Origin of the sequence: Anaeromyxobacter sp. SG64, assembly GCF_022690745.1 — a bacterium.
Classification (GTDB): domain Bacteria; phylum Myxococcota; class Myxococcia; order Myxococcales; family Anaeromyxobacteraceae; genus Anaeromyxobacter; species Anaeromyxobacter soli.
Window position 1 is genome coordinate 1 of the sequence record NZ_JALCZB010000027.1, and the last position, 21,494, is coordinate 21,494.

At 72.8% G+C, this 21,494-nt stretch carries 16 protein-coding genes; 10 read left to right on the top strand and 6 right to left on the bottom strand.

The genetic code is table 11. The features are described 5' to 3' along the window. The first annotated feature begins 203 nt into the window (after positions 1–203). Positions 204–2,300 carry a hypothetical protein gene (locus tag MNZ29_RS10510; protein WP_242337680.1) on the top strand — a complete coding sequence of 699 codons (2,097 nt, stop codon included), beginning with the start codon at positions 204–206 and terminating at the stop codon, positions 2,298–2,300. Positions 2,301–2,321: 21 nt separating this feature from the next. On the opposite strand, the gene MNZ29_RS10515 is transcribed toward MNZ29_RS10510, so the two are convergent. Continuing rightward, positions 2,322–3,764: a sigma-54-dependent Fis family transcriptional regulator gene (locus tag MNZ29_RS10515; RefSeq protein ID WP_242337682.1), complete on the bottom strand. Its 1,443-nt coding sequence runs from the start codon at positions 3,762–3,764 to the stop codon at positions 2,322–2,324. A gap of 236 nt (positions 3,765–4,000) precedes the next feature. On the opposite strand from MNZ29_RS10515, the gene MNZ29_RS10520 reads away from it, so the two are divergent. The 6 genes from MNZ29_RS10520 to nrfD are packed head-to-tail and all read left to right on the top strand — an operon-like array spanning position 4,001 to position 10,756. Beyond that, complete coding sequence (locus MNZ29_RS10520) at positions 4,001–5,275, top strand: OmpP1/FadL family transporter (protein ID WP_242355112.1); 1,275 nt, start codon at positions 4,001–4,003, stop codon at positions 5,273–5,275. A 43-nt stretch (positions 5,276–5,318) separates the two neighbouring features. Continuing rightward, positions 5,319–7,553, top strand: a complete 2,235-nt coding sequence (locus MNZ29_RS10525; RefSeq protein ID WP_242355114.1) for a molybdopterin-dependent oxidoreductase — start codon at positions 5,319–5,321, stop codon at positions 7,551–7,553. Next, positions 7,550–8,089, top strand: coding sequence for a 4Fe-4S dicluster domain-containing protein (locus MNZ29_RS10530; protein WP_242337688.1), 540 nt, complete (start codon positions 7,550–7,552; stop codon positions 8,087–8,089). The genes MNZ29_RS10525 and MNZ29_RS10530 overlap by 4 nt, the downstream gene beginning before the upstream one ends. Positions 8,090–8,098: 9 nt before the next feature. After that, positions 8,099–8,608 carry a YeeE/YedE thiosulfate transporter family protein gene (locus MNZ29_RS10535; protein ID WP_242337690.1) on the top strand — a complete coding sequence of 170 codons (510 nt, stop codon included), beginning with the start codon at positions 8,099–8,101 and terminating at the stop codon, positions 8,606–8,608. After that, positions 8,605–9,804, top strand: coding sequence for a YeeE/YedE thiosulfate transporter family protein (locus tag MNZ29_RS10540; protein ID WP_242355116.1), 1,200 nt, complete (start codon positions 8,605–8,607; stop codon positions 9,802–9,804). The genes MNZ29_RS10535 and MNZ29_RS10540 overlap by 4 nt, the downstream gene beginning before the upstream one ends. 16 nt (positions 9,805–9,820) lie before the next feature. After that, complete coding sequence (gene nrfD, locus MNZ29_RS10545; RefSeq protein ID WP_242337694.1) at positions 9,821–10,756, top strand: NrfD/PsrC family molybdoenzyme membrane anchor subunit; 936 nt, start codon at positions 9,821–9,823, stop codon at positions 10,754–10,756. Positions 10,757–10,804: 48 nt separating this feature from the next. Here the strand turns inward: nrfD and MNZ29_RS10550 are convergent, their stop codons facing one another. The 5 genes from MNZ29_RS10550 to MNZ29_RS10570 form a co-directional block, all read right to left on the bottom strand. Continuing rightward, positions 10,805–11,668: a hypothetical protein gene (locus MNZ29_RS10550; protein WP_242355118.1), complete on the bottom strand. Its 864-nt coding sequence runs from the start codon at positions 11,666–11,668 to the stop codon at positions 10,805–10,807. A 329-nt stretch (positions 11,669–11,997) separates the two neighbouring features. Continuing rightward, positions 11,998–14,211: a ferrous iron transport protein B gene (gene feoB, locus MNZ29_RS10555; RefSeq protein ID WP_242337700.1), complete on the bottom strand. Its 2,214-nt coding sequence runs from the start codon at positions 14,209–14,211 to the stop codon at positions 11,998–12,000. Continuing rightward, positions 14,208–14,435, bottom strand: a complete 228-nt coding sequence (locus MNZ29_RS10560) for a FeoA family protein (RefSeq protein WP_242337702.1) — start codon at positions 14,433–14,435, stop codon at positions 14,208–14,210. The genes feoB and MNZ29_RS10560 overlap by 4 nt, the downstream gene beginning before the upstream one ends. A gap of 14 nt (positions 14,436–14,449) precedes the next feature. Beyond that, complete coding sequence (locus MNZ29_RS10565) at positions 14,450–14,725, bottom strand: FeoA family protein (protein WP_242337704.1); 276 nt, start codon at positions 14,723–14,725, stop codon at positions 14,450–14,452. 23 nt (positions 14,726–14,748) lie between these two features. Further along, positions 14,749–15,531, bottom strand: a complete 783-nt coding sequence (locus tag MNZ29_RS10570) for a hypothetical protein (protein ID WP_242337706.1) — start codon at positions 15,529–15,531, stop codon at positions 14,749–14,751. Between the two features lie 287 nt (positions 15,532–15,818). Here MNZ29_RS10570 and MNZ29_RS10575 point away from each other — a divergent pair, with 287 nt between their 5' ends. The 3 genes from MNZ29_RS10575 to MNZ29_RS10585 all read left to right on the top strand — a co-directional run bounded on the left by MNZ29_RS10575 (position 15,819) and on the right by MNZ29_RS10585 (position 21,411). Next, positions 15,819–16,376: a class I SAM-dependent methyltransferase gene (locus MNZ29_RS10575; RefSeq protein WP_242355120.1), complete on the top strand. Its 558-nt coding sequence runs from the start codon at positions 15,819–15,821 to the stop codon at positions 16,374–16,376. Positions 16,377–16,667: 291 nt separating this feature from the next. After that, complete coding sequence (locus MNZ29_RS10580) at positions 16,668–18,392, top strand: acyl-CoA carboxylase subunit beta (protein WP_242337710.1); 1,725 nt, start codon at positions 16,668–16,670, stop codon at positions 18,390–18,392. A gap of 43 nt (positions 18,393–18,435) precedes the next feature. Next, the gene (locus MNZ29_RS10585; protein ID WP_242337712.1) at positions 18,436–21,411 is read left to right on the top strand and encodes a biotin carboxylase N-terminal domain-containing protein; all 2,976 of its coding nucleotides are present in this window, start codon (positions 18,436–18,438) and stop codon (positions 21,409–21,411) included. Positions 21,412–21,494: the final 83 nt, after the last annotated feature.

The window sequence follows — 21,494 nt, forward strand, 5'->3', positions numbered from 1 at the left end:
CGGGCTGAGCGCGGCCGAGCGCGCGCGGCGAGGCCGCCGCCCGGCCGGGCGCGGCGCGGGCGGGCACTCGCCCCGCGACTCCGCGATCGGGCCTCGGCGGAGAGCGTCGGACGAGGCGCACCCCCCACGGTGGGCCTGCCCCTCACGGACTCGTGGGCGCACGGATGGTGAATGGGTACCCTGCGTGAAAGCGGGGGCCGGCGATGCGCGCGACGGGGGTGGTGGTGGTGGCGGCCGTGCTGGCGGCCGGCTGCTTCTCGCGTGGCGAAGCGGGCCGATCGAGCGCGGAACCGCCGGCGGGAGGGGAACCGCCCGCGAGCGGGCCGCCGCCGGACCCGCGCCAACCCTCCGGGCCGATCCCCCCGGACGTCGAGGTCCCCGCGTCGCTGCTGCCGGTCGAGGCAGGCGTCGCGACCTCGGACCGCCCGTGCGCGGGGGGCTGGTGCTGGTGGAACTTCCCGCGCGGCGCGCCCGTCCGGAGCATGTGGGGCAGCGGCCCGAGCGACGTGTGGGCGACGACCACGCTCGGCGGGATGCTCCACTGGGACGGCGCGGCGTGGTCCGCGGAGTGGCTCGGCGTCGCGCGCGAGCCGGGCGGGATCCCGCTGTACGTCGGCTTCGACCTGAGGGACGTGTGGGGCAAGAGCGCGACGGAGGCGTGGACGGCCGATCCGCTCACGCTCCTCCGATGGGACGGAACGCGCTGGACGCGTCAGGCCCGCGGCGAGGTGTTCACCCAGGGTTCCATCTCCTCTTCGGACGGGGTGGCGTGGACCGGCACGTGGAGCTGCGGCTTCCAGCGGTTCGACGGCACCGTCGCGGAGACGTTCGCGTGCCCGGAAGGCTACGCCGGCGACGTGTACGGCGTCTGGGCGGCGGGGATCGACGACGTGTTCGGCGTCACGTTGCCGTGGGAAGGCTTGCGGGCGGGCGTGAACACGCGGGCGGTCGCCGTCGTGCGGCGTCGCGGCGGCAGCTGGTCCGAGTGGCGCCTGGGCGGAGGCCTCGTCCGCCTGCCCGATGGGCTGGGCTCGATCTCGGGCTCGGCGCCGGACGACGTGTGGGCGAGCGCGCTGTCTCCTCCGCAGGCCGGTTCGCGGGCCCGGGAGCCGTTCCGCTCGACCGAGCCCACCGTCTGGAGGTTCGACGGGGCCGAGTGGTGGCCGCAGGACGCGTCGATCTCGGGCCCCGTGTTCGTCGCGACGCGCGGCGACGTCTGGGTCGGCGAGCACCACCTCGCGGACGGCGCCTGGAGCGAGGTCGCGGACGCGCCGGACCGCGTCCTCTGGGCGGCGGGGGCGCACGACGTGTGGGGCATGCGCACGGACGACGTGTCCGGCGCGCTCTACCACTGGAATGGCGAGCGCTGGACGCCTCGCGCTCACCTCGGAGGCGAGCTGCGGGTCATCGACCGGAACCTGGCGCCCGCCGACGAGGCGTGGGTGCTCGCGCCGACGGAGGACGGCGGCGCGGAGCTCGTGAGCTGGGACGGGGCAACCTGGGTCCGCGTCTCCGGCTCGCGGCTCCCCGCCTCGGAGGTGGGGCTCCTCTACACGGCCACGTACGGCTCGAGCGCGAGCGACGTCTGGCTCGCCCACCGCGACGGCTATCTCCATTGGGACGGCGTGCGCTGGACGCCGACCCGTGTCGACCGGAGCGCGGCCTCGGCCTGGGACCCGCGGTACCGCGCGTTGCGGGAGAAGCTCACCGGCACCGGCGCGACCGACGCCTGGGCGTCGAACGAGGCGGGCGTCTTCCACTGGGACGGCGAGCGGTGGACGGGCCGCGGCTCGCCGGGCGAGGTGCACGCGATCTGGACGCCGCGCCCGGGGCTGCTGTTCGCGCTGGGGTTCGAGGTCACGCCGATCCAGGGCGACCCGCCGTACGAGGCGGTGCTGCAGCAGGTCATCTGGCGCTGGTCGGACGGCGGCTGGAGCGAGGAGCTCCGCGGAGCGACCGAGTGCCGCGCGCTCACGGCCCGCGATTCGTCCTGGGAGCGCGGCGCGATGTGGGGCGCGACGCCGCACGATGCCTGGGCGTTGATCGGGGAGGTCGCCTACCGCTGGGACGGCAGCCGCTGGGCGGGGACCGCCGGCCCCACCTACCCGGTGCGCTGCATCTTCGGGACCGGCGCGGACGACGTCTGGGCCGTCCCGACGTCGCGCTGGAACCACGATCCCATGAATCGATTCCGCTGGGACGGGCGAACGTGGGAGCGCGCCGAGATGCCCGTGGGCCTCATGTGCGGGTCCGGCGCGTGGGTGTCGCACCACGGCGGCCTCTGGCGGCGCGCGCCCTGAGCGCGAGGCCGGCGGACCTCGTCAGGCGAGCGCGCCGGAAGCCTCCGCGGGGTCGAGCAGCCCGAGCGCCCGCATGCGCCGCCACAGCGTGCTGCGGGAGAGGCCGAGCGCCTTGGCGGTGTCCGCGCGGTTCCAGCGGTGGGCGTCGAGCGTCGCCTGCAGGGTGGCGCGCTCGTCGTGCGGGACGGCGCGGCGCCCGGCGATCGCGAGGAGGGCCGCCGGGGTCGAGGAGGGGGCGAGGGCGGGCGCGGGCGCGACGAGCGGCTCCGCGCGCGCCGCCGCGGCCGCGCCGACCTCCGGCGGCAGGTCCTCGGGCTGGAGCGTCTGCCCCTTGCACACGGTGGCGGCGTACTCGAGCGCGTTCTCGAGCTCGCGCACGTTGCCGGGCCAGTCGTGGGAGAGGAGGGCGCGGAGCGCGTCGGGCGAGAAGTGCAGCGCCCGCGCCGTCCGAGCGCCCACGCGCCCGAGGAGGACCCGCGCGATGGGCTCGATGTCCTCGCGCCGCGCGCGCAGGGGCGGGAGCTCCACCGGGAACACCCGCAGCCGGTAGTAGAGGTCCTCGCGGAAGGTGCCGGCGGCGACGGCGCGGCGGAGATCGCGGTGGGTCGCGGCGATGATCCGGGCGTTCGTCCTGCGCACCTTGTCGTCGCCGACGCGCTCGTAGGTGTGCTCCTGCAGGACGCGCAGGAGCTTCACCTGCACGGCGAGCGGCAGGTCGCCGATCTCGTCGAGGAAGAGCGTCCCGCCCTCGGCCGACTCGAACCGCCCGGTCCGGTCGCGGATCGCGCCGGTGAAGGCGCCGCGCACGTGCCCGAAGAGCTCGCTCTCGAGCAGCTCGGCGGGGAGGGCCGCGGCGTTCACCGCGATGAACGGGCCGTTCCGGCGCGGCGAGTGCGCGTGGATGATGCGCGCCATCACCTCCTTGCCCGTCCCGCTCTCCCCGGTGACGAGCACGGTCGACTCGCTGTGCTGCAGCGTCTCGATGAGGCGGAACACCCGCGTCATGGCCTGCGAGCGGCACATCACGCCGAAGCCGGCGACGGGCGCGCAGACGTCCGGCGACTCGTCGTCGGCGGGACGGAGGATGACGAGGTAGGCGGCGGAGGGATCGCAGACGCCGTGCGGGTCGTGCTGCAGGGGCGCGGCGGTGACCGAGAGCAGCCGCGGGCCGCGCTCGCACTGGAGGTAGGCGCGCCACCCCTCGCGACGCTCGCCCGCGACGAGCGCCTGACGGAGGGGTCCCTCAGGCCCGAACAGCTCGCTGCCGAGCACCGTCTCGACCGGCGCACCCGTGATCCGCGCGGCGGCCCCCGGCCCGAGCAGCGACTCCACGCGCTCGGAGGCGTGGCGGATCCGGAACTGTCCGTCGAGCGCCATGCAGATGCGGCCGATCGAGCCGAACGCGGCGTTCACGGCGGCGAAGGCGACGTCGCGGTTGCTCGTGGGGTGCTGGGCCTGTTCCATCGGACTCTCCCTCGTCGCACACCCTGACACACCGCGTTTCGCCGTGAAACGCGGTGTGTCGTCGCACCTGAAACGCAGAGTCGCGTGCTCGAGCCAAGTCCGCGATTCGACGTGACTCCCGAACGGGCACGCGGCGCGCAATGCCCGCCTGCGACGAGAGTTGCGCCACGCAGCGAACCGCCTGGCGACGGACCGCGCGCCGGCTCGCCCGGCGTGCCACGAGAGAGGAAGAGGCCATGACGATGAAGAGGCTCACCGTGCTCCTCGCCGCGATCTCGACGATCGCGCCGGCGGCGGCGCACGCGACGAACGGCATGCGGATGATCGGCTTCGGCGCCGTGCAGGACGCCATGGGCGGCGTGGGCGTGGGCGCGACCCTCGACGGCGCCTCGCTCCTCACCAACCCGGCGGGCATCGCCGACCTGGGGCGGTGCTTCGAGCTCGGCGGCTCGTACTTCAAGCCGTCGGTCAGCTACAGCGCGACGGGGAGCATGCCCGCGATGTTCGTCGCGAACGACGGCGCGTCCCTCGACTCGGACCGCGGCGCCTCGCCGATCCCGGTCATCGCCTACGTCCAGCCGGTGACCGACCGGATCTCCGCCGGCCTCGGCGTGTTCGGCGTCGCCGGCATGGGCGTCGACTACGCGACGAACCTCTACTACGGGCCGACCCTCACCTCCTACATGCAGGGCCGCTTCACGCCCGGCGCGTCCTACCGGGTGAGCGATCGCCTCACCCTCGGCGTCACCGCGAACGTCATGGTGGCGCAGATGAAGTACGACGTCGCCTCCGGCGCTGGCCAGGCGGCGCACGACACCTCCACGGCGGTGGGCGGCGGCGCCACCTTCGGCGTCAAGTTCACGCCGGTGAAGCGCGTCACCCTGGGCGCCGCGTACGAGACGCGCAGCTGGTTCCAGGACTTCTCGTTCGACGTCCCGGCGCGCCCGAACCCGATGGCGCCGGGTACGACGATCCCGGGCGGCACCGACAAGCTCTCGTTCGACCAGCCGCAGAGCGCCACCCTCGGCGTGGCCGTGACCCCGGTGGACGCCCTCCTCCTCGCGGTGGACGTCCAGTGGATCGACTGGTCGAGCACGATGGGTGACGGGCTCCCGCAGTACACGAGCGACCCGAGCGCCACCGGCGCCATGCCGTTCAACATGGGCTGGAGCGATCAGTGGGTGGTGAAGGTGGGCGCCCAGGTGAAGCCGACCGCGCAGCTCGCGCTCCGCGCCGGCTACAACTACGGCAAGATGCCGCTCGACCCGGACCGCGCGTTCGAGAACATGGCGTTCCCGGCCGTCTCGGAGCACCACCTCACCGCCGGCGTCGGCTACGCGATCGGCCAGAAGCTCAACGTGAACGTGGCCGGCATGTACGCGCTCAACTCGAAGCTCGAGGGCTCGAACGCCGCGCCGCCGCCGCCGATGGGCAACGGCCAGGGCATCGCCGCCTACTCGACCGAGATGTCGCAGCTCGAGATCGACGTCGGCCTCGCCTACCACTTCTAGCGCGGCAAGGCGCGTCAGGATCTCCCTCGAAGGAGCGCCAGCGATGACTCTCACCCGCAGGAAGTTCATCCAGATCGGCGGCGCGGCGGCCGGCGGCGCGGCCCTCGCGTCCGGGCTCACCACGCGCTGGTGGGGCCTCGACGCGGACCGCGTGGAGGATCCCGCCACCGACGGCGACCGCGTGGTCGCCTCGTACTGCGAGCTCTGCTTCTGGGGCTGCGGGGTGAGGGCGCACGTGAAGGACGGGCGGGTGACGAAGGTGGTCGGCAACCCCGACCACCCGCTCTCCCGCGGCATGCTCTGCCCGCGCGGCGCCGGCGCGACCGGCCTCCTCTACGACCCCGATCGCCTGAGGAGGCCGCTCGTCCGCACGCAGAAGCGGGGCGAGGACGTGTTCGAGGAGGTGAGCTGGGACGCGGCGCTGAACCGCGTCGGCGAGGGGCTCCTCGAGGTGAAGCGCCGGCACGGCCCCGAGGCGGTCGCGCTCTTCACGCACGGCTCGGGCGGCACCTGGTTCAAGCACTTCATGAAGGCGTGGGGCTCGCCCAACGTCGGCGCGCCGTCCTACGCGCAGTGCCGCGGGCCGCGCGAGGCGGGCTACCTCCTCACCTTCGGCACGCCGCTCGGCTCGCCGGAGCCGATCGACCTCGCGAACGCCCGGGTCATCACGCTCATCGGCAGCCACCTCGGCGAGAACATGCACAACACCCAGGTGCAGGAGCTCGCCGAGGCGGTCGGGCGCGGCGCCGAGCTCGTGGTGGTCGACCCGCGCTTCTCGGTCGCCGCGAGCAAGGCGCGCTACTGGCTGCCCATCAAGCCCGGCACCGACATCGCGCTCCTCCTCGCCTGGATGAACGTGATGCTGGCGGAGAACGCCTACGACGCCGAGTACCTCGCGAAGCACGCGGTCGGCCTCGAGGAGCTCCGCGCGCACGTGGCGGACAAGACGCCGGAGTGGGCCTATCCCATCACCGGCCTCCGCCCCGAGCTCATCCGCGACAGCGCGCGGCTCATCGCCTCCGCGCGCCCCGCCTCGCTCGTCCACCCCGGCCGCCACACCACCTGGTACGGCGACGACACCCAGCGCGCGCGGGCCATGGCGATCCTCTCCGCGCTGCTCGGCAGCTGGGGCCGGCGCGGCGGCTACGTGAGCCACGCGAAGCTCTCGCTCCCGCCGTACCCGGTGACGGCCGAGCCTCCGCACGGGGGGAAGGGCGCGGCCGACCGGCCGAAGAAGGGCGGCTTCCCGGTCGCCACCGAGGTCATCGCCTCGGGCCTGTGCGACGCGAGCGTGTCGGGCCAGGCGCTCTACGACCTCAAGGCCTGGCTCATCTACGGCTGCAACCTCATGCAGGCGCTGCCCGACCGGCGCCAGACGGTGAAGGCGCTCGAGGGGCTCGACCTCGTCGTGTCGATCGACGTGCTGCCCGCGGAGATCTGCGGGTGGAGCGACGTGGTGCTCCCCGAGGCGACCTACCTCGAGCGCGACGACGACATCGCGGCGCCCGCGTACAAGCGGCCGTTCCTCGCGGTGCGGCAGGAGGTGGTGCCGCCGCTCCACGACTCGAAGCCGGGCTGGTGGATCGCGAAGGAGCTCGCCGGGCGCGTGGGGCTCGCGGAGCACTTCCCCTGGAAGGACGCGCGCGAGTACGTGGACGCGCGGCTCCGCGCGGGCGGCCACGACGTCGCCCGCGCCCGCGAGACGGGCGTCGTGCTCGGCCGCGAGGTCGCGACCTGCGAGGAGGAGGGGCTCGCGGTCGAGGTGCCCCACGAGTCGGGCAAGATCCAGCTGCGCAGCGAGGAGCTCGCGAAGCTCGGCTTCGACCCGCTCCCCCAGTACTACCCGCACGAGGAGCCGCCCCCGGGCCAGTTCCGGCTGCTCATGGGGCGGGCCCCGACGCACACCTTCGGCCGCACGGTGAACAACCGGCTCCTCGCCGAGCCCTACCCGGAGAACGAGGTGTGGGTGAACGCGGACGTCGCGCGCGCGCTGCCCGGGTTCGCGCAGCCGCTCGAGGACGGCGAGCGCGTGTTCCTCGTGAACCAGGACGGCGCGCGCTCCGGGCCGGTGCGCGCGAAGGTGACGCAGCGGATCCGCGGTGACTGCGTGTACCTCGTGCACGGCTGGGGGCAGACCGCGAAGCGGCTCGGCTACGCGTACGGCCGCGGCGCCTCCGACAGCGCGCTCGTCACCCGCTACGCCGTCGACCCCATCATGGGCGGCACCGGCATGAGCGTGAACTTCGTGCGCCTCGAGCGCGCCGAGAGGTCGGCATGAGGAAGCGCTACGCCATGGCGGTCGACACCGCCCGCTGCGTCGGCTGCAACGCCTGCGTCATCGCCTGCAAGACGGAGAACGCGCTGCCGAGCGGCGGGTTCCGCGGCTGGATCGCCGAGGAGACGCACGGCGCGTTCCCGGGGCTCTCCATGGAGATCCGCTCGGAGCGCTGCAACCAGTGCAGCCGCCCCTCCTGCGTCTCCGCCTGCCCGACGGGCGCGAGCCACGTCGCCGACGGTGGGGTGGTGGCCGTGACGCGGTCGAAGTGCACGGGCTGCAAGGCCTGCGTGGCGTCGTGCCCGTACGGCGCGCGCTACGTCCACCCGGAGGGCTTCGTGGACAAGTGCACCTTCTGCCTGCACCGCGTCCGCGAGGGGAACCTCCCCGCCTGCGTGGAGACCTGCCCCACGCGCGCGCTCACCTTCGGCGACCTCGCCGACCCGGCGAGCCGCGTCGCGGAGCTCACCCGCTCGCGCCGCGTGAAGGTGCTCCAGCCCGGGTCGGGCAACGAGCCGAACGTGTTCTTCCTCACGTAGGAGCCCGAGATGCAACGGAACCCCGACAAGTTCTGGAACCCGTACCTCGCCGGCGTGGCCCTCGGCCTCGTGCTCTTCACCTCGTTCCTGGTGATGGGCTCGGGCCTCGGCGCCTCCGGCGCGTCGCTCCGCGCGGGCATCGCCGCGCTCGAGGTCTTCGCGCCCTCGCACGTGGCGAGCACGCCGTCCCTCGCGCGCGCGGAGGCGAGCCCGCACGTGACCTGGCTCGTGTTCGAGATCTTCGGCGCGCTGCTCGGCGGCGTCGTCGCGGCCTACACCTCCGGCCGGCTGCGCGGCGAGGTGCTGAAGGGGCCCCGCATCGGCAACGGCGCGCGGCTCGCGCTCGCGCTCGCGGGCGGCGTGCTCATGGGCGCCGCCGCCAAGATGACGCGCGGCTGCACCTCCGGCCAGGCGCTCTCGGGCGGCGCGCTCCTGTCGGTCGGCGCCTGGGCCTTCATGTTCTCGGTGTTCGGCGGCGGCTACGCGCTCGCCTGGTTCCTGAGGAGGGAGTGGAGATGACGTTCCCCATCCTGCCGCCCTTCGAGCTCGGGCTCGTCGCCGCGGTCCTCATCGGCTTCGGGTTCGGGTTCGTGCTCGAGCGCGCCGGCTTCGGGCGCGCCAACAAGCTCGCCGCCCAGTTCTACGGGGAGGACATGACCGTCTTCAAGGTCATGTTCAGCGCGATCGTGACGGCCATGCTCGGGGTCGTGCTCGCCTCGGCGCTGGGGCTCGCCGACTTCAAGGCGCTCGCGGATCACGCCGTGAGCGGCACCTACCTCGTGCCGATGGTCGCCGGCGGGTTCCTGCTCGGCGCGGGCTTCATCGTCTCCGGCTACTGCCCGGGCACCTCGTTCGTGGCGATGGCCTCCGGCAAGCTCGACGGGCTCATGACCGTGCTCGGCGTCATCGTGGGGCAGGTCCTCTGGGCGGAGCTCGAGTGGCGGCCGGGGTTCGCGACCTTCCACAACGCCGGCGACCTCGGCACCTTCTACCTCTGGGAGCTGTTCCACCTCTCGCCGCGCTCCGGCCCGTACGTCGTCGCCCTCGCCGTCACCGCGATGGCGGTCGGGTGCTTCGTCGGCGCCGAGAAGCTGGAGCGCGTCCTCGCAGGCCGCTCCCATCCCGGCGCGGTCCCGACGCCGGCGGGGCGGCCCGGGCGCTTCGTGTTCGCGGGGCTCGCCGTCGCGGCCGCCCTGGGCCTCGTGGGCCTCGCGGCGCCGACGGTGGCCCGCGAGGGCGGGCGCGCGCCGACCGGCCTCGCGCCGCTCGCGCTGGCCCGCCGCGTGTTCGACGAGCCCTGGAAGCTCCGCATCGTCGATCTGAGGCCGATGGAGGCCTGCTCGGCGAAGCGGATCCCCGGCGCCGAGTGCGTCCCGCAGGACAAGCTCGGCACGCTCGGGCTCGCGGACGCGAGCCCCGGGCGCGACCTCGTGCTCGTCGGGGCCGCCGAGCTCCCCGCCATGCCGGAGGCCGCCGCGGCCTACCCGGGCCGCGTGTACGCCCTCGAGGGCGGCTTTGCGGCGTGGGAGGCGTTCGCGCTCACCCCGCCCGCTCCGCCCGCTCCGGGCGCGCCGGCTTCCGACCTCGAGGCGTACCGGCTGCGCGCCGGGATCCAGGCGGCGATGACCGGAATGAAGGCGGCGCCGCCACCCCCCGTGCCCGCCGCGGCGCCCGGCGGGCCGCGCAAGGCGGGCGGCGGCGGCTGCAGCGGCTAACGAACGGGAGACCACCATGACCGAGCTCGATCTCGCGCGGCACAGCCGGCTCATCGATCCGCAGCTGCACGTCTGGGGCTGGGAGGTCCCCGTCTACCTCTTCCTCGGCGGAATGGCGGCCGGGCTCATGATCGTCACCTCGCTCCTCGCCGCGCGGCGGCCGGAGCGCTCCCCCGCCGCGCGCTGGCTCGCCTTCGCCGCGCCGGTGCTCGTGTCGGTGGGCATGGGCGCCCTGTTCCTCGACCTCGCCCACAAGCTCCACATCGCGCGCTTCTACCTCGCGCTCCGGCCGTCCTCGCCCATGTCGTGGGGCGCGTGGATCCTGGTCGCCGTCTACCCGGTGAGCCTGCTCGTCGCGCTCGGCGGGCTCGACGAGGCGCAGGCCGCGCGGGCTGCGGCGCTCGCCGGCCGCGTCGGCCTGGGCGGCCTCGTCCGGACCGCGCGGGCGTACGCGCTCCGCCGCGCGCCGGCGCTCCTCCGCGCGAACCTGTGGGTGGGCGTCGCGCTCGGCGTGTACACCGGCGTCCTCCTCTCCACGCTCGGCGCGCGCGCCCTGTGGAGCTCCGCCCTGCTCGGCCCGCTCTTCCTCGTCTCGGGCCTCTCCACCGGCGCGGCCTTCCTGCTCCTCTTCGGGCTCGACGCGGACGAGCGGCGGCTCGTCGCGCGCTGGGACCGGGCGGCGATCACCGTCGAGGCGGCGCTCATCGTCCTGTTCCTCGTCGGGCTCTCCACGGGAGGCGCGGCGGGTCACGCCGCCGCGGGGCTCCTGCTGGGCGGCCCGTTCACGGCGCAGTTCTTCGCCCTCGTGGTCTTCGGCGGCCTCGCCGTGCCGCTCCTCATGGAGACGCTCGAGGTGCGCCTGCACCTCGGCGCGACCCGCGTGGCGCCCGCGCTGGTGCTCGCGGGCGGGCTCGCGCTGCGCTGGATCCTGGTCGCGGCGGGCCAGGCCTGAGGGCGCGGGGCGCCGGCGCCGTGCCCGCGCGCCGGCGGCACGCCACCGTCATCCACGCCCGTCCGCGCTCGGCTTCGCCGACGCCTCGGCCGTCGGACCGGCGAGGCGGAACGGGTGCTCGAAGCTCAGGTACAGGAACACGGCGCGCTCCCCGTGGCTCGGCCCGACGCCGAGCGGCACGCTGACGCCCGGGACGATCTGCAGCCCGCTCGCGAAGTCGATCGCGCCGCGCACGCCCGGGTTGACGGTGAACGTCTCCGCGTGATCGTTCGCGCCGGGACGCGCCGTCTCCGAGCGCGTGTAGAGCACCTCCGTCAGCACGTTGAAGCGCGCGTGGGCGAGCCAGATGAGGCTCTGCCCGGCTGAGAACGAGGTGAGCGCACCGTGGCCGCCGTCGGGGGCGAGCGCGGACGGAACGTACGTTCCGCCGAGGTTCACGTGCGTCACGAAGCGCCGCCCGAGCATGGCGCTCAGCGGCAGGTTCACCTGGACGCCGGCGCCACCGAGCCCCAGCCCGCGCCGCTCGTCGCCGGTGGGGACGAGGACCGAGAGGCGCGGCGCCAGCGCGACCTCCGTCTCCCCGCTCCCGATCGCCTGCCAGCGGTAGTTGAGCATGAGGTCGCCGAGCCCGGTGGCGCGGGGGGCCTCGAGGCCGGCGTAGTTGAGCGTGACGCTCGCCTGGTGGGTCTGCCCGAGCACCGGCCACTCCTCGGTGAACGAGTAGAGCCACGCGCCCGTGCCGCCGACGCGGCTGAAGGTGCTGATGTGCTGGATGACGCCCGGCTCCTGGTTGTAGGCCTCCTCGATGAGGAAGCTGTTGTCCTGGATCGGGAGGTCCCCCTCCGCGAGGGCGGCGGCGGGGGCCGAGAGGGCGACGGCGGTGAGCAGGGCGAGGAGGCGGTTCGAGGACATCGGGTGCGTGCTCCGGCGATTCGAGTGGGGTGGGGTCCCGGGGGAGCTTCCTCCCCGGGTCGAGTCGGGCTGCGGGATGGGCGAGGGGGTGCGAGGAGCGGATCAGGTCCCCGTGCCGCCGCCGGCGGAGGCCGACGGCCGCGGTGGGCGCGGCTCCGGGCGGCGGCCGAGCGTCACGAGGGGCGCGGGTGCGCGTGCCCGGGCGCTGCACGCGCCGCCCGACGAGCACCCGTGGCAGGCGCCTCCGCCCCTCCAGAGCGAGCGGTAGAGAAGGTAGAGCGCGCCCGCCATGACGAGCGCGGCGATGACGGCGTCTTCGAGGCCCATGCTCACGCCCCCAGCCCGAGCAGGCGGCCGCCCTGGTAGACGAGGAGCGCCATCCCCCAGGCGAGCGCCGTCTGGTACGCGAAGGCGACGCCGAACCACTTCCAGCCGCCGAACTCCTGGCGCATGGCGATGGCGACCACCACGCACGGCATGTAGAGCAGCACGAACACCATGAAGCCGAGCGCGGTGAGCGGCGTGAACGCGCCGCGCACGGCGTCCTTGAGCGGGGAGGGCGCCTCGTCGGCCTTGTCGATGGAGATGGAGGAGAGCCCCGCGGTGGACACCACGTTCGAGAGCGCCTCGCGCCCGGCGCCCACGAACGAGGTGCCGATCTCGCGCAGGTCCTCGGCGAACGTCGGCGCCTGCTCCTCGTGGGCGGGCTTCGGCGCGTAGATCTCGGACATCGTGCCGACCACGATCTCCTTGGCGATGACGCCGGTGATGAGCGAGGACGCCGCCTCCCAGGTGCCGAAGCCGAGCGGCGCGAGCGCGGGCGCCATCACCTGCCCCGCCTTGCCGAGGTACGAGTCCTTCTTGTGCTCCACGCCCCAGGGCAGGTTGAGCATGAACCAGACGATGACGGACACCGCGAGGATGTAGGTGCCGGCCTTGGTGAGGAAGTGCTTCCCCTTCTCCCAGGTGTGGAGGCACAGGCTGCGCAGCGACGGCATGCGGTAGGGCGGGAGCTCCATGATGAACGCCGGCGCCTCGCCGCGGAACAGCGTCTTCTTGAAGACGACGCCCATGGTGATCGCGAGCGCGATGCCGATGACGTAGAGCGACCAGATGACCGTGCCGGGCCGCTGCGGGAAGAACACCCCGACGAACAGCACGTACACGGGGAGGCGCGCGCCGCAGGACATGAGGGGGATGAGGAGCGCGGTGAGGATGCGGTCGCGCCCGCTCTCCAGCGTGCGGGTGGCGTACACGCCGGGGACGTTGCAGCCGAAGCCGAGGACCATCGGGATGAACGACTTCCCGTGGAGCCCCATCGCGTGCATCGCCTTGTCCATCACGAAGGCGGCGCGGGCCATGTAGCCGGAGCCCTCGAGGAAGGTGATGAAGAACATCATCGCGAAGATGACGGGGACGAAGACGAGCACGAAGCCGACGCCCGCGATGACGCCGTCGTTCACGAGCGACACCGTCCAGCCCGGCGCGCCGATCGCGCCGAGCAGGACCGCCGCCCAGCGCTTGAAGGGGCCGCTCGTCATCGCGTCGATCCAGTCGCCGAAGGGGGCGGAGAGATCGAACGTGAGCTTGAAGACGAGCCACATGGCGGCGAGGAAGATGGGGATCCCGAGGAAGCGGTTCAGGACCACCCGGTCGATCCGCTCGGTGAGCTCGGTCTTCTGGAGGCTCGGCCTCTCGAGCACCTCGCGGGTGAGCCCCGCCGCGAGGCCGTAGCGGGCCTCGGCGACGATCGCCTCCACGTCGTCGCCGTGGGCGGCGACGAGGTGGGCGAGCGGCGCCGCGACGAGGGCGTCGCGCTCGAGGCCGGTCTCCTCGAGGACGCGCGCGTCCCCCTCGACGAGCTTCAGCGCCAGCCAGCGCGCGGGGAGGCGCGCGGTGAGCTCCGGGTGCCGCTCCTCGAGGGCGCGCGCCACGCCCGCGGTCGCGCCGTCGAGGTCGGGGCCGTAGGAGAGCGGGGCGATCGTCCGGACGTGGCTGCGGTCGGCGGTGGCGACGACCGCTCCGAGCAGCTCCTCGAGGCCCTGCTTGCGCGTCGCGGAGGTCGGGACCACGCGGACGCCGAGCCGCGCCTCGATGCCGCGCACGTCGATGCGGTGGCCCTTCGCCTGCGCCTCGTCGTACACGTTGAGCGCCATCACCACCGGGATGCCGAGCTCGAGGAGCTGCACCGTGAGGTACAGGTTCCGCTCGAGGTTCGTCGCGTCCACGACGTTCACGATGACGTCGGGGCGCTCGTGGGCGAGGTAGTCGCGCGCGACGATCTCCTCCTGCGAGTAGGGCGAGAGGGAGTAGGTGCCCGGCAGATCGACGAGCCGGAGGCGCCGCCCCTCGTGCTCGAAGGCGGCCTCCTTCTTCTCCACGGTGACGCCCGGCCAGTTGCCCACGTGCAGGCGGCTGCCGGCGATCGCGTTGATGAGCGTGGACTTGCCGGAGTTGGGGTTGCCGGCGACCGCGATGGTGATCGACCGCGCGGCGCCGGGGTGCTCGGCGGAGACCGGGGAGAGCTTCGGCGCGGCGCTCACGGCGTCACCTCCACCGCGATGCCCTCCGCCTCCTTCTTGCGGAGCGACAGGTGGTAGCTGCGGATCCGCACCTCGATGGGATCGCCGAGCGGGGCGACCTTCTCCACCCGCACCTCCTCGCCGGGGAGGAGCCCCATGTCCATGAGCCGCCGCCGCATCGGGCCGATCGCACCGATCGCCGTGATGCGCCCCTTCTCACCGGGAGAGAGCCTCGCCAGGTTCATTTCCGTCGTCTCCGTCACTTGGTGACCTTGATCTTCATGGCGACGCCGCGATCGACCGCGATGCGCGACTCGTCCACCTTGACGAGCACCGGGCCCGCGCCGTTGCTGAGCATCACGACCCGCTTGCCGATGCGGAGGCCCATCTCCTCCGCGCGCGACTCGCACCCGCCGCGCGCGGCGGTGGCGACGGCGACGATCTCCGCGGACTCCCCGTCGCCGAGGAGGCCGAGGGGCATCCCGGGGCGCGGGGCGGGCGAGCCGTCCGCTGCGGTGCTGCTGGAACGAGGCATGTGGCGGGTTCTCCGACTGCGAGTCACATCGACTGCGTGAGCTGGAAGGTGAAGACCGGCAGGCCACCGCCCTGCGAGACCGGGAAGAGCGCGCCGGCCATGAGCGCGCTGTTCTCGGCGAGCGCGACCTTCACGGTGGGGCCGGCGGAGACCGCGACCTCGCCGGCGGAGACCTCGGAGACCACCTCGGCGAGCGCGCGCCAGCGGGCGCCGAGCGCCACCGCGGCCGACGTGCCGAAGTGCAGGTGCGGCGACCACGCGGTGACGCCGCTCGCGACGCTCGCGCTCGCGCGCAGCGCCATGCGGCCGAGCGCGCGGATGGCGCCGAGCCCGAGGCCGGCCTCCGCCTCGTGGAGGGAGTGCGTCGAGCCGAACAGATCGACCGACGCGGAGAGCCCGGTCCGCGTCGCGCTCGGGGCGCGGAGCAGGAGCTTGAGCGACGCGCCGGGGGTGTCGAGCGCGACGGTGCCCCCCGTGCCGAGCCCCACGTCCGCGGAGAGGCCGACGCGCTCACCCAGCCCCATCGCGAGCTGGACGCGCGGCGAGGCCTGGAGCGCGGTCTCCCCGGTGACGGGATCCGGCTCGCCCTCGGCGAGGGCGAGGGAGAGGTTCAGGTCGCGCCCTGCGGGTGGGAGCGTGTCGCAGAGGAAGAGCGCCTCGGCGACGAGCTCGGGCTCCTCCTGGCCGGGCGCGTCCTCCTGCGAGCGCGCGAGGAGCGGCGCGACGGCGAGGGCGGCGAGGGCGAGGAGGGCGGCGCGGCGGTAGCGGCGGGAGCGCGAAGAGCAGCAGGAGTGCGTGGGGCGCATGTTCGGTCACCTCGGGCCGGCGCCCGCGTGCGGGCTCCGGGGTCGGGGCGCTGGGCTCGAGGTCCTCTGGCCGCCAATCTTGCGAATCATTCTCAATTTCGAAACGGACGATACTCGGTCTCAGCGGGTCCGATCCACGGACTCGCAGTGCGGCTGAGTTGACGACAATCAAGGGAATGGGCCAAGTCCGCCCGGGCTCACGTGATCCTCGCCGCGAGATCGCGCCCCGTGGCCGCACCCCAACGTCGCGCTACCGTGCCCCCGCCGGATGGGCGATCCCGGAGCCCATGGCCCACCGCGTCTGCCCCTGGTGGCTGGGTTATCTGCTGGTGAACCCGCTCCGGCGGCTCGTGCAGAACCCGCTCACGCTCCTGCGCCCGTACGTGGCGGAGGGGATGACGGTGCTCGAGCCGGGGCCGGGCATGGGCTTCTTCACGCTCGACCTCGCGAGGCTCGTCGGGCCCTCCGGCCGCGTCGTGGCGGTGGAGCTCCAGCCGAAGATGCTCGAGGCCCTCCGCCGTCGCGCCGGCCGCGCCGGCCTCGCCGAGCGGCTCGACCTCCGGCTCGCCCACCCCGACACGCTGGGCGTCGAGGATCTCGCGGGCGAGGTCGACGTGGTGGTCGCGTTCGCGATCGTGCACGAGCTGCCGAGCGCGGCGCGCTTCTTCGGGGAGGCCTCCGCGGCGCTCCGGCCCGGCGGCCGGCTGCTCCTCGGGGAGCCGAGCGGGCACGTCTCTACGGCGGAGCTCGAGCGCGAGCTCGTGGCCGCCTCGGACGCAGGGCTCCTCGTCGCCGCGCGTCCGGCCGTGTGGCGGAGCCACGCGGCGGTGCTCGTCAAGGCGTAGCGGTTCCCCGCGCAGAGAGGCCCGCCGGAGGCCGGGCGGCGCCTGCTCGTGCGCCCCTCCGCGGCCGGCGCGGCGCGCTGCGTCGCCGCCCCCACCGGTCCACGAAGCGGGCGCTCCGAGGTGCGATCCGGGGCGCAAAAGCTGCGAGACCCCTTGCCCGGGCGCGCGGTGCTTTGTGACAATCACGCACTTTTTCGTGACGAAGCCCGAGCGCGGTTCGCCGCCAGGCTGACCGGGCGATCGGCACGCTTTGCGCGGGATTCACACAGCGTCGTACAGAGGACCGAGCCCATGGCCACGAAGGCGATCAAACCGATCCTGACCAACCCGCTCGATCCGGTCGAGAAGGTCGAGTTCAACATCCCGGGCGAGATCGCCCGCGAGACCGGCGGCTACGAGGAGGCGATGAGGGAAGGGCACGACCTCGTCCAGCGCCCCATCCGCTCGGTCAGCATCGAGCAGATCGAGAAGCAGCACTTCAAGCGGCGCATGACGGTCTGGGAGCGCATCCGCGTCCTGACGGACAAGGATCCGATCGTCCTCTACCAGAACTGGGGCAAGAACCTCGACGGCGCGTCGCTCGTCACGGCGGTGCTGAACGTCCGGGGCCGCGACGTCGCCTGCTACGGCCACGACTTCACCGTGCGCGCGGGCTCGATGGACGCGACGAACGGCTCGAAGCTCGCGCGCCTCTTCCGGCTCGCCGGCGAGAAGGGCATGCCGCTCATCGGCATGAACGACAGCGCCGGCGCGTACGTGCCGGCCGGCGTGGGCGGGCTCGACGGCTACGCCGAGGCGTTCACCGCGCTGCGCAAGATCAGCGGCGTCGTGCCGTCCATCATGTGCATGTTCGGCTTCAACGCGGGCGGCGGCTCGTACCTGCCGCGCCAGGGCAGCTTCGTCATCCAGCCGAACGACACCTTCTTCGGCCTCACCGGCCCGGGCGTCGTGAAGTCGGTGCTCGGCGAGGACATCACGCCCGAGGAGCTCGGCGGCCCCAAGGTCCACGGCGCCTCCGGCGTCGCCGACCTCACCGTGGCGGACGAGCTCGCCGCGCTCCGCCAGGCGGTGCGCCTGCTCGCCTACCTCCCCGACAACAACGGCGTCTCCGCGCCGTTCCAGCCGACGAGCGACCCGCTCGACCGGAAGACCTGGGAGATCAACACGCTGCTCAAGAAGGCGTTCAACTCGCCGACCGGCTTCAACACGCCGTTCGACGTGTCGATCATCATCCAGCAGGTGTGCGACTACGGCGACTACTTCGAGATCCAGCCGGAGCGCGCGCGGGAGGTCGTCACCGCGTTCGGCCGGCTCGGCGGGAACGTCGTCGGCTTCGTCGCGAACAACAGCGCCGTCGGCTCCGGGCAGATCGACTGCGACACCGCGCTGAAGATCGCGAGGTTCGTGCGGTTCTGCAACATCTACAACATCCCCATCATCTTCATGGAGGACACGACCGGCTTCCTCCCCGGCCGCGAGCAGGAGGCGCGCGGCATCGTGCAGGCGGGCCGCTCGATGCTCGACGCGATCGTCGACGTGCGCACCCCGCGCATCCTGCTCATCCTGCGCAACGCCTTCGGCGGCGCGTACGCGTCCTACAACAACTACCCGACCGGCGCGGACCTCGTGCTCGCGCTGCCGACCACGCGCCTCGCGGTGATGGGGCCGGCGGGCAAGGAGTTCGTCTACAAGGACGAGCTGCGCAAGGTCCGCGGCGCGGCGGCCGAGATGGTGAAGAAGGGCGTCGAGCAGCGCACCGCCGCCGGCATGGAGGGCCCCGCCGCCAAGAAGGACGCGGAGAAGGAGGCGGCGGAGTGGCTGAAGCAGCAGGAGGCCGCGCTCAACCGCCGCTACGAGAAGGAGCTCATGAACCCGAAGGAAGGGCTCGCGCTCGGCTCCATCTCCTCGCTCGTGATGCCCACCGAGCTGCGCAAGGTCCTCGGCGAGAACATGGGCTTCCTGCTCCGGCACTACAAGCCGTCCCCGATGTCCGGCCCGCAGCGCGAGTTCCACTAGGTCCGCGGCTCGACCCGAATCCAAGACTGGAGACTTGAGACCGATGGCTCCGACCGCCGACTACTACAAGACGAACCCCCTCGTTCACCGCGACCGCCGCCTCGGCAAGGCCGGCTCCGCGTGGATCCGCTCCTTCGCCTGCGAGGACCTGAAGCCGCTCATCGTCTGCCGCGGCCCGATCCGCAAGGAGGCGATGGACGTCTTCGAGGAGATGGGGATCCGCCACTACGGCATCCTCCTCTCCGAGAAGGACTCCATCGTCTACGCGAACGCGCTCGCCCCCGAGCTGCGCCAGCTCACCGACACGAGCCGCGTGCACCGGGTCCCCGACTACACCGGCGCGACGAAGGAGGAGCGCGTCGAGCGGATGAACCAGATCGTCCGCATCGCGCACGAGAACGGCTACGACTCGGTGTTCGCCGGCTACGGGTTCATGGCGGAGGACGAGGAGTTCGTCGCGACGCTCGAGCGGGCGGGCCTCAAGTTCATCGGCCCGAACTCGGTGACGCAGGCGCGCGCCGGCAAGAAGGACGAGGCCAAGCGGACCGCGCTGGAGGTGGGCGTCTCCGTGACGCCCGGCGTGAACAACGTCACCGCGCGCACGCTCCTCTCGAAGCACAAGACGCGCAAGGCGCTCCTCGCGCTCGTGGAGGCGGAGGACCTCACCGTCGATCGGAAGCTCCTCAAGGACGAGCAGCTGTCGCTCGAGGAGCTCGCCGACCACGTCCTCATGGCGTCCTACGCCAAGGGGATCGACCTCTACACCATCGACGAGCTCGGCTGGCAGGTGCAGCGCGAGGTCGCCGAGATGTTCAAGAAGCACCCCGGCACGCGCGTGCGCCTCAAGGCCATCGGCGGCGGCGGCGGCAAGGGCCAGCGCATCCTGGGCGGCGCGCTCCTCACCGCGAGGCACGCCGACGCGAAGCTCATCGAGGAGGCGGCCGCCGAGGCCCCCACGCTCGTCCGCGAGGTCCTGAACGAGGTCAAGGCGACCGGCGTCGGCGACAACAAGAACGTCCTCATCGAGCTCAACATCGAGCAGACCCGCCACAACGAGATCCAGCTCCTCGGCAACGGGAAGTGGTGCGTCTCGCTCGGCGGCCGCGACTGCTCCCTGCAGATGCACGAGCAGAAGCTCCTCGAGATCTCCGTCACGCAGGAGGGGCTCGCCGCCGCCATCGAGCGCTCGGAGCGGGCGGGGCGGAAGGACGAGGCCCGCGCGCTCGCGACCGACCTCGAGATCCTGAAGCGGATGGAGGACGACGCGGCCCGCTTCGGCGCCGCGGTCGGGCTCGACTCGGCCTCGACCTTCGAGTGCATCGTCGATCGCGACCGCTACTACTTCATGGAGGTCAACACCCGCATCCAGGTCGAGCACCGGGTGACGGAGCTCTGCTACTCGCTGCGCTTCGCGAACCCGGACGACCCGAGCGACGCGTTCGTGGTCGAGTCGCTCGTCGAGGCGATGGCGCTCCTCGCGCGCCACAAGGAGCGGCTCCCGAAGCCCACGCGGATCCCGCGCTTCGGCGCCGCGGCCGAGGCGCGCCTCAACGCGACCGACGCCTCGCTCTCGCCGCACGCGGGCGGCCTCATCCGCTTCTGGTCGAAGCCCATCGAGGGCGAGATCCGCGACGACCAGGGCATCAGCATGCCGAACCCGGACACCGGCATGTTCATGCGCTACCACGTGGCGGGCGCGTACGACTCCAACATCGCGCTGCTCCTCACGAAGGGCGAGGATCGCCTCGACAGCTACCTCCACCTCGCCAAGGTGCTGCGCAAGACGAGCCTGCGCGGCGTGAACCTCGCCACGAACCTCGAGTTCCACTACGGGCTCGTCAACTGGTTCCTCGGCCAGAACGTGATGGCGAAGCCGACCACCCGCTTCGTCGTGCCGTACCTCACGCTCGTGGGGCTCCTCGCCGAGGAGGGGAGCAAGCTCGACACCGCCTACGCGTTCGCCGAGATGAAGAAGCACTACGCGGCGCAGATCGCGAAGGAGAGCCCCGGCGACCCGTCGGTCACGAAGGCCATGGCGGAGGTGATCGACCGCAAGCTCACCCTGCTCACGCGCGTGATGGATCGGCTGCTCGAGGCGCCGCACCTCCTCGCCGGCTGGCTCAGCCTGAACCGCAAGCACTACCGGCTCGAGCAGGGCAAGGTGTTCTGGATCCGCAACCCGCTCGGCGTGCTCAACGACACGTACGAGTACCTGAACATGGGGTGGGACGCGCGGAAGCCGGCCGCCGAGGTGATCTGGCAGCACGACCACGAGCTGCTCCAGAAGTCGATCCGGTTCTACGTGGCGCTCCGGAAGACGTTCGGCCTCAAGAAGGAGGAGTTCTACAAGCTGAACGAGATCCTGAAGAGCGAGGCCCCGCAGGGCGGCTACGACGCCGAGACCTGGAGCCAGATCCGCGCCGCGCACCTCGGCTACGAGGCCGGCAACGAGCTGCTCGGGCTCCTCTTCACCGCCGCCGAGGCGGTGAAGTTCTTCGACTTCCGCGTGGAGGCGAACCTCGACGTCACGATCCCCGCGTACCTCAACGATCCCGAGCTCCAGGCGCGCATGAAGAAGGTCCTCGTGCCGCCGCCCGCGACGAAGGCCGACGAGCTCGTCGCCCCGTTCGGCGGCATGCTCTACCGCCAGGAGGCGCCCGGGAGGCCGCCCTTCGTCAGCGACGGCGTGCACTTCGACAAGGGGCAGGCGCTCTACATCATCGAGGTCATGAAGATGTTCAACACCGTCCGCGCGCCGTTCTCCGGCACGATCGACCGGGTCCTCATGACGGGGCCGGACGGGACGGTCGTGCAGAAGGGCCAGCCGCTCTTCAAGATCACCCCGGACGAGAAGTTCGTCGCGCAGGATCCCAAGCTCATCGAGCGCGAGCGGCGCGCGCGCACCGCCGAGCAGCTCCAGGCGGTGCTCATGACGCCGTACGAGAAGCTGTACGACGTCGAGCCGCGCGAGGTGGAGCTGGACCTCGTGCGGGCCGGCGACTACGTCCTCGCCGTGTAGCCGGGCGGCCCGCCCGGCCGCCGGACACTCGAGAGCCTCGCCCGGCGGGCGGGGCTCTTCGTTTCTTCTTTGGCGGGGCACCT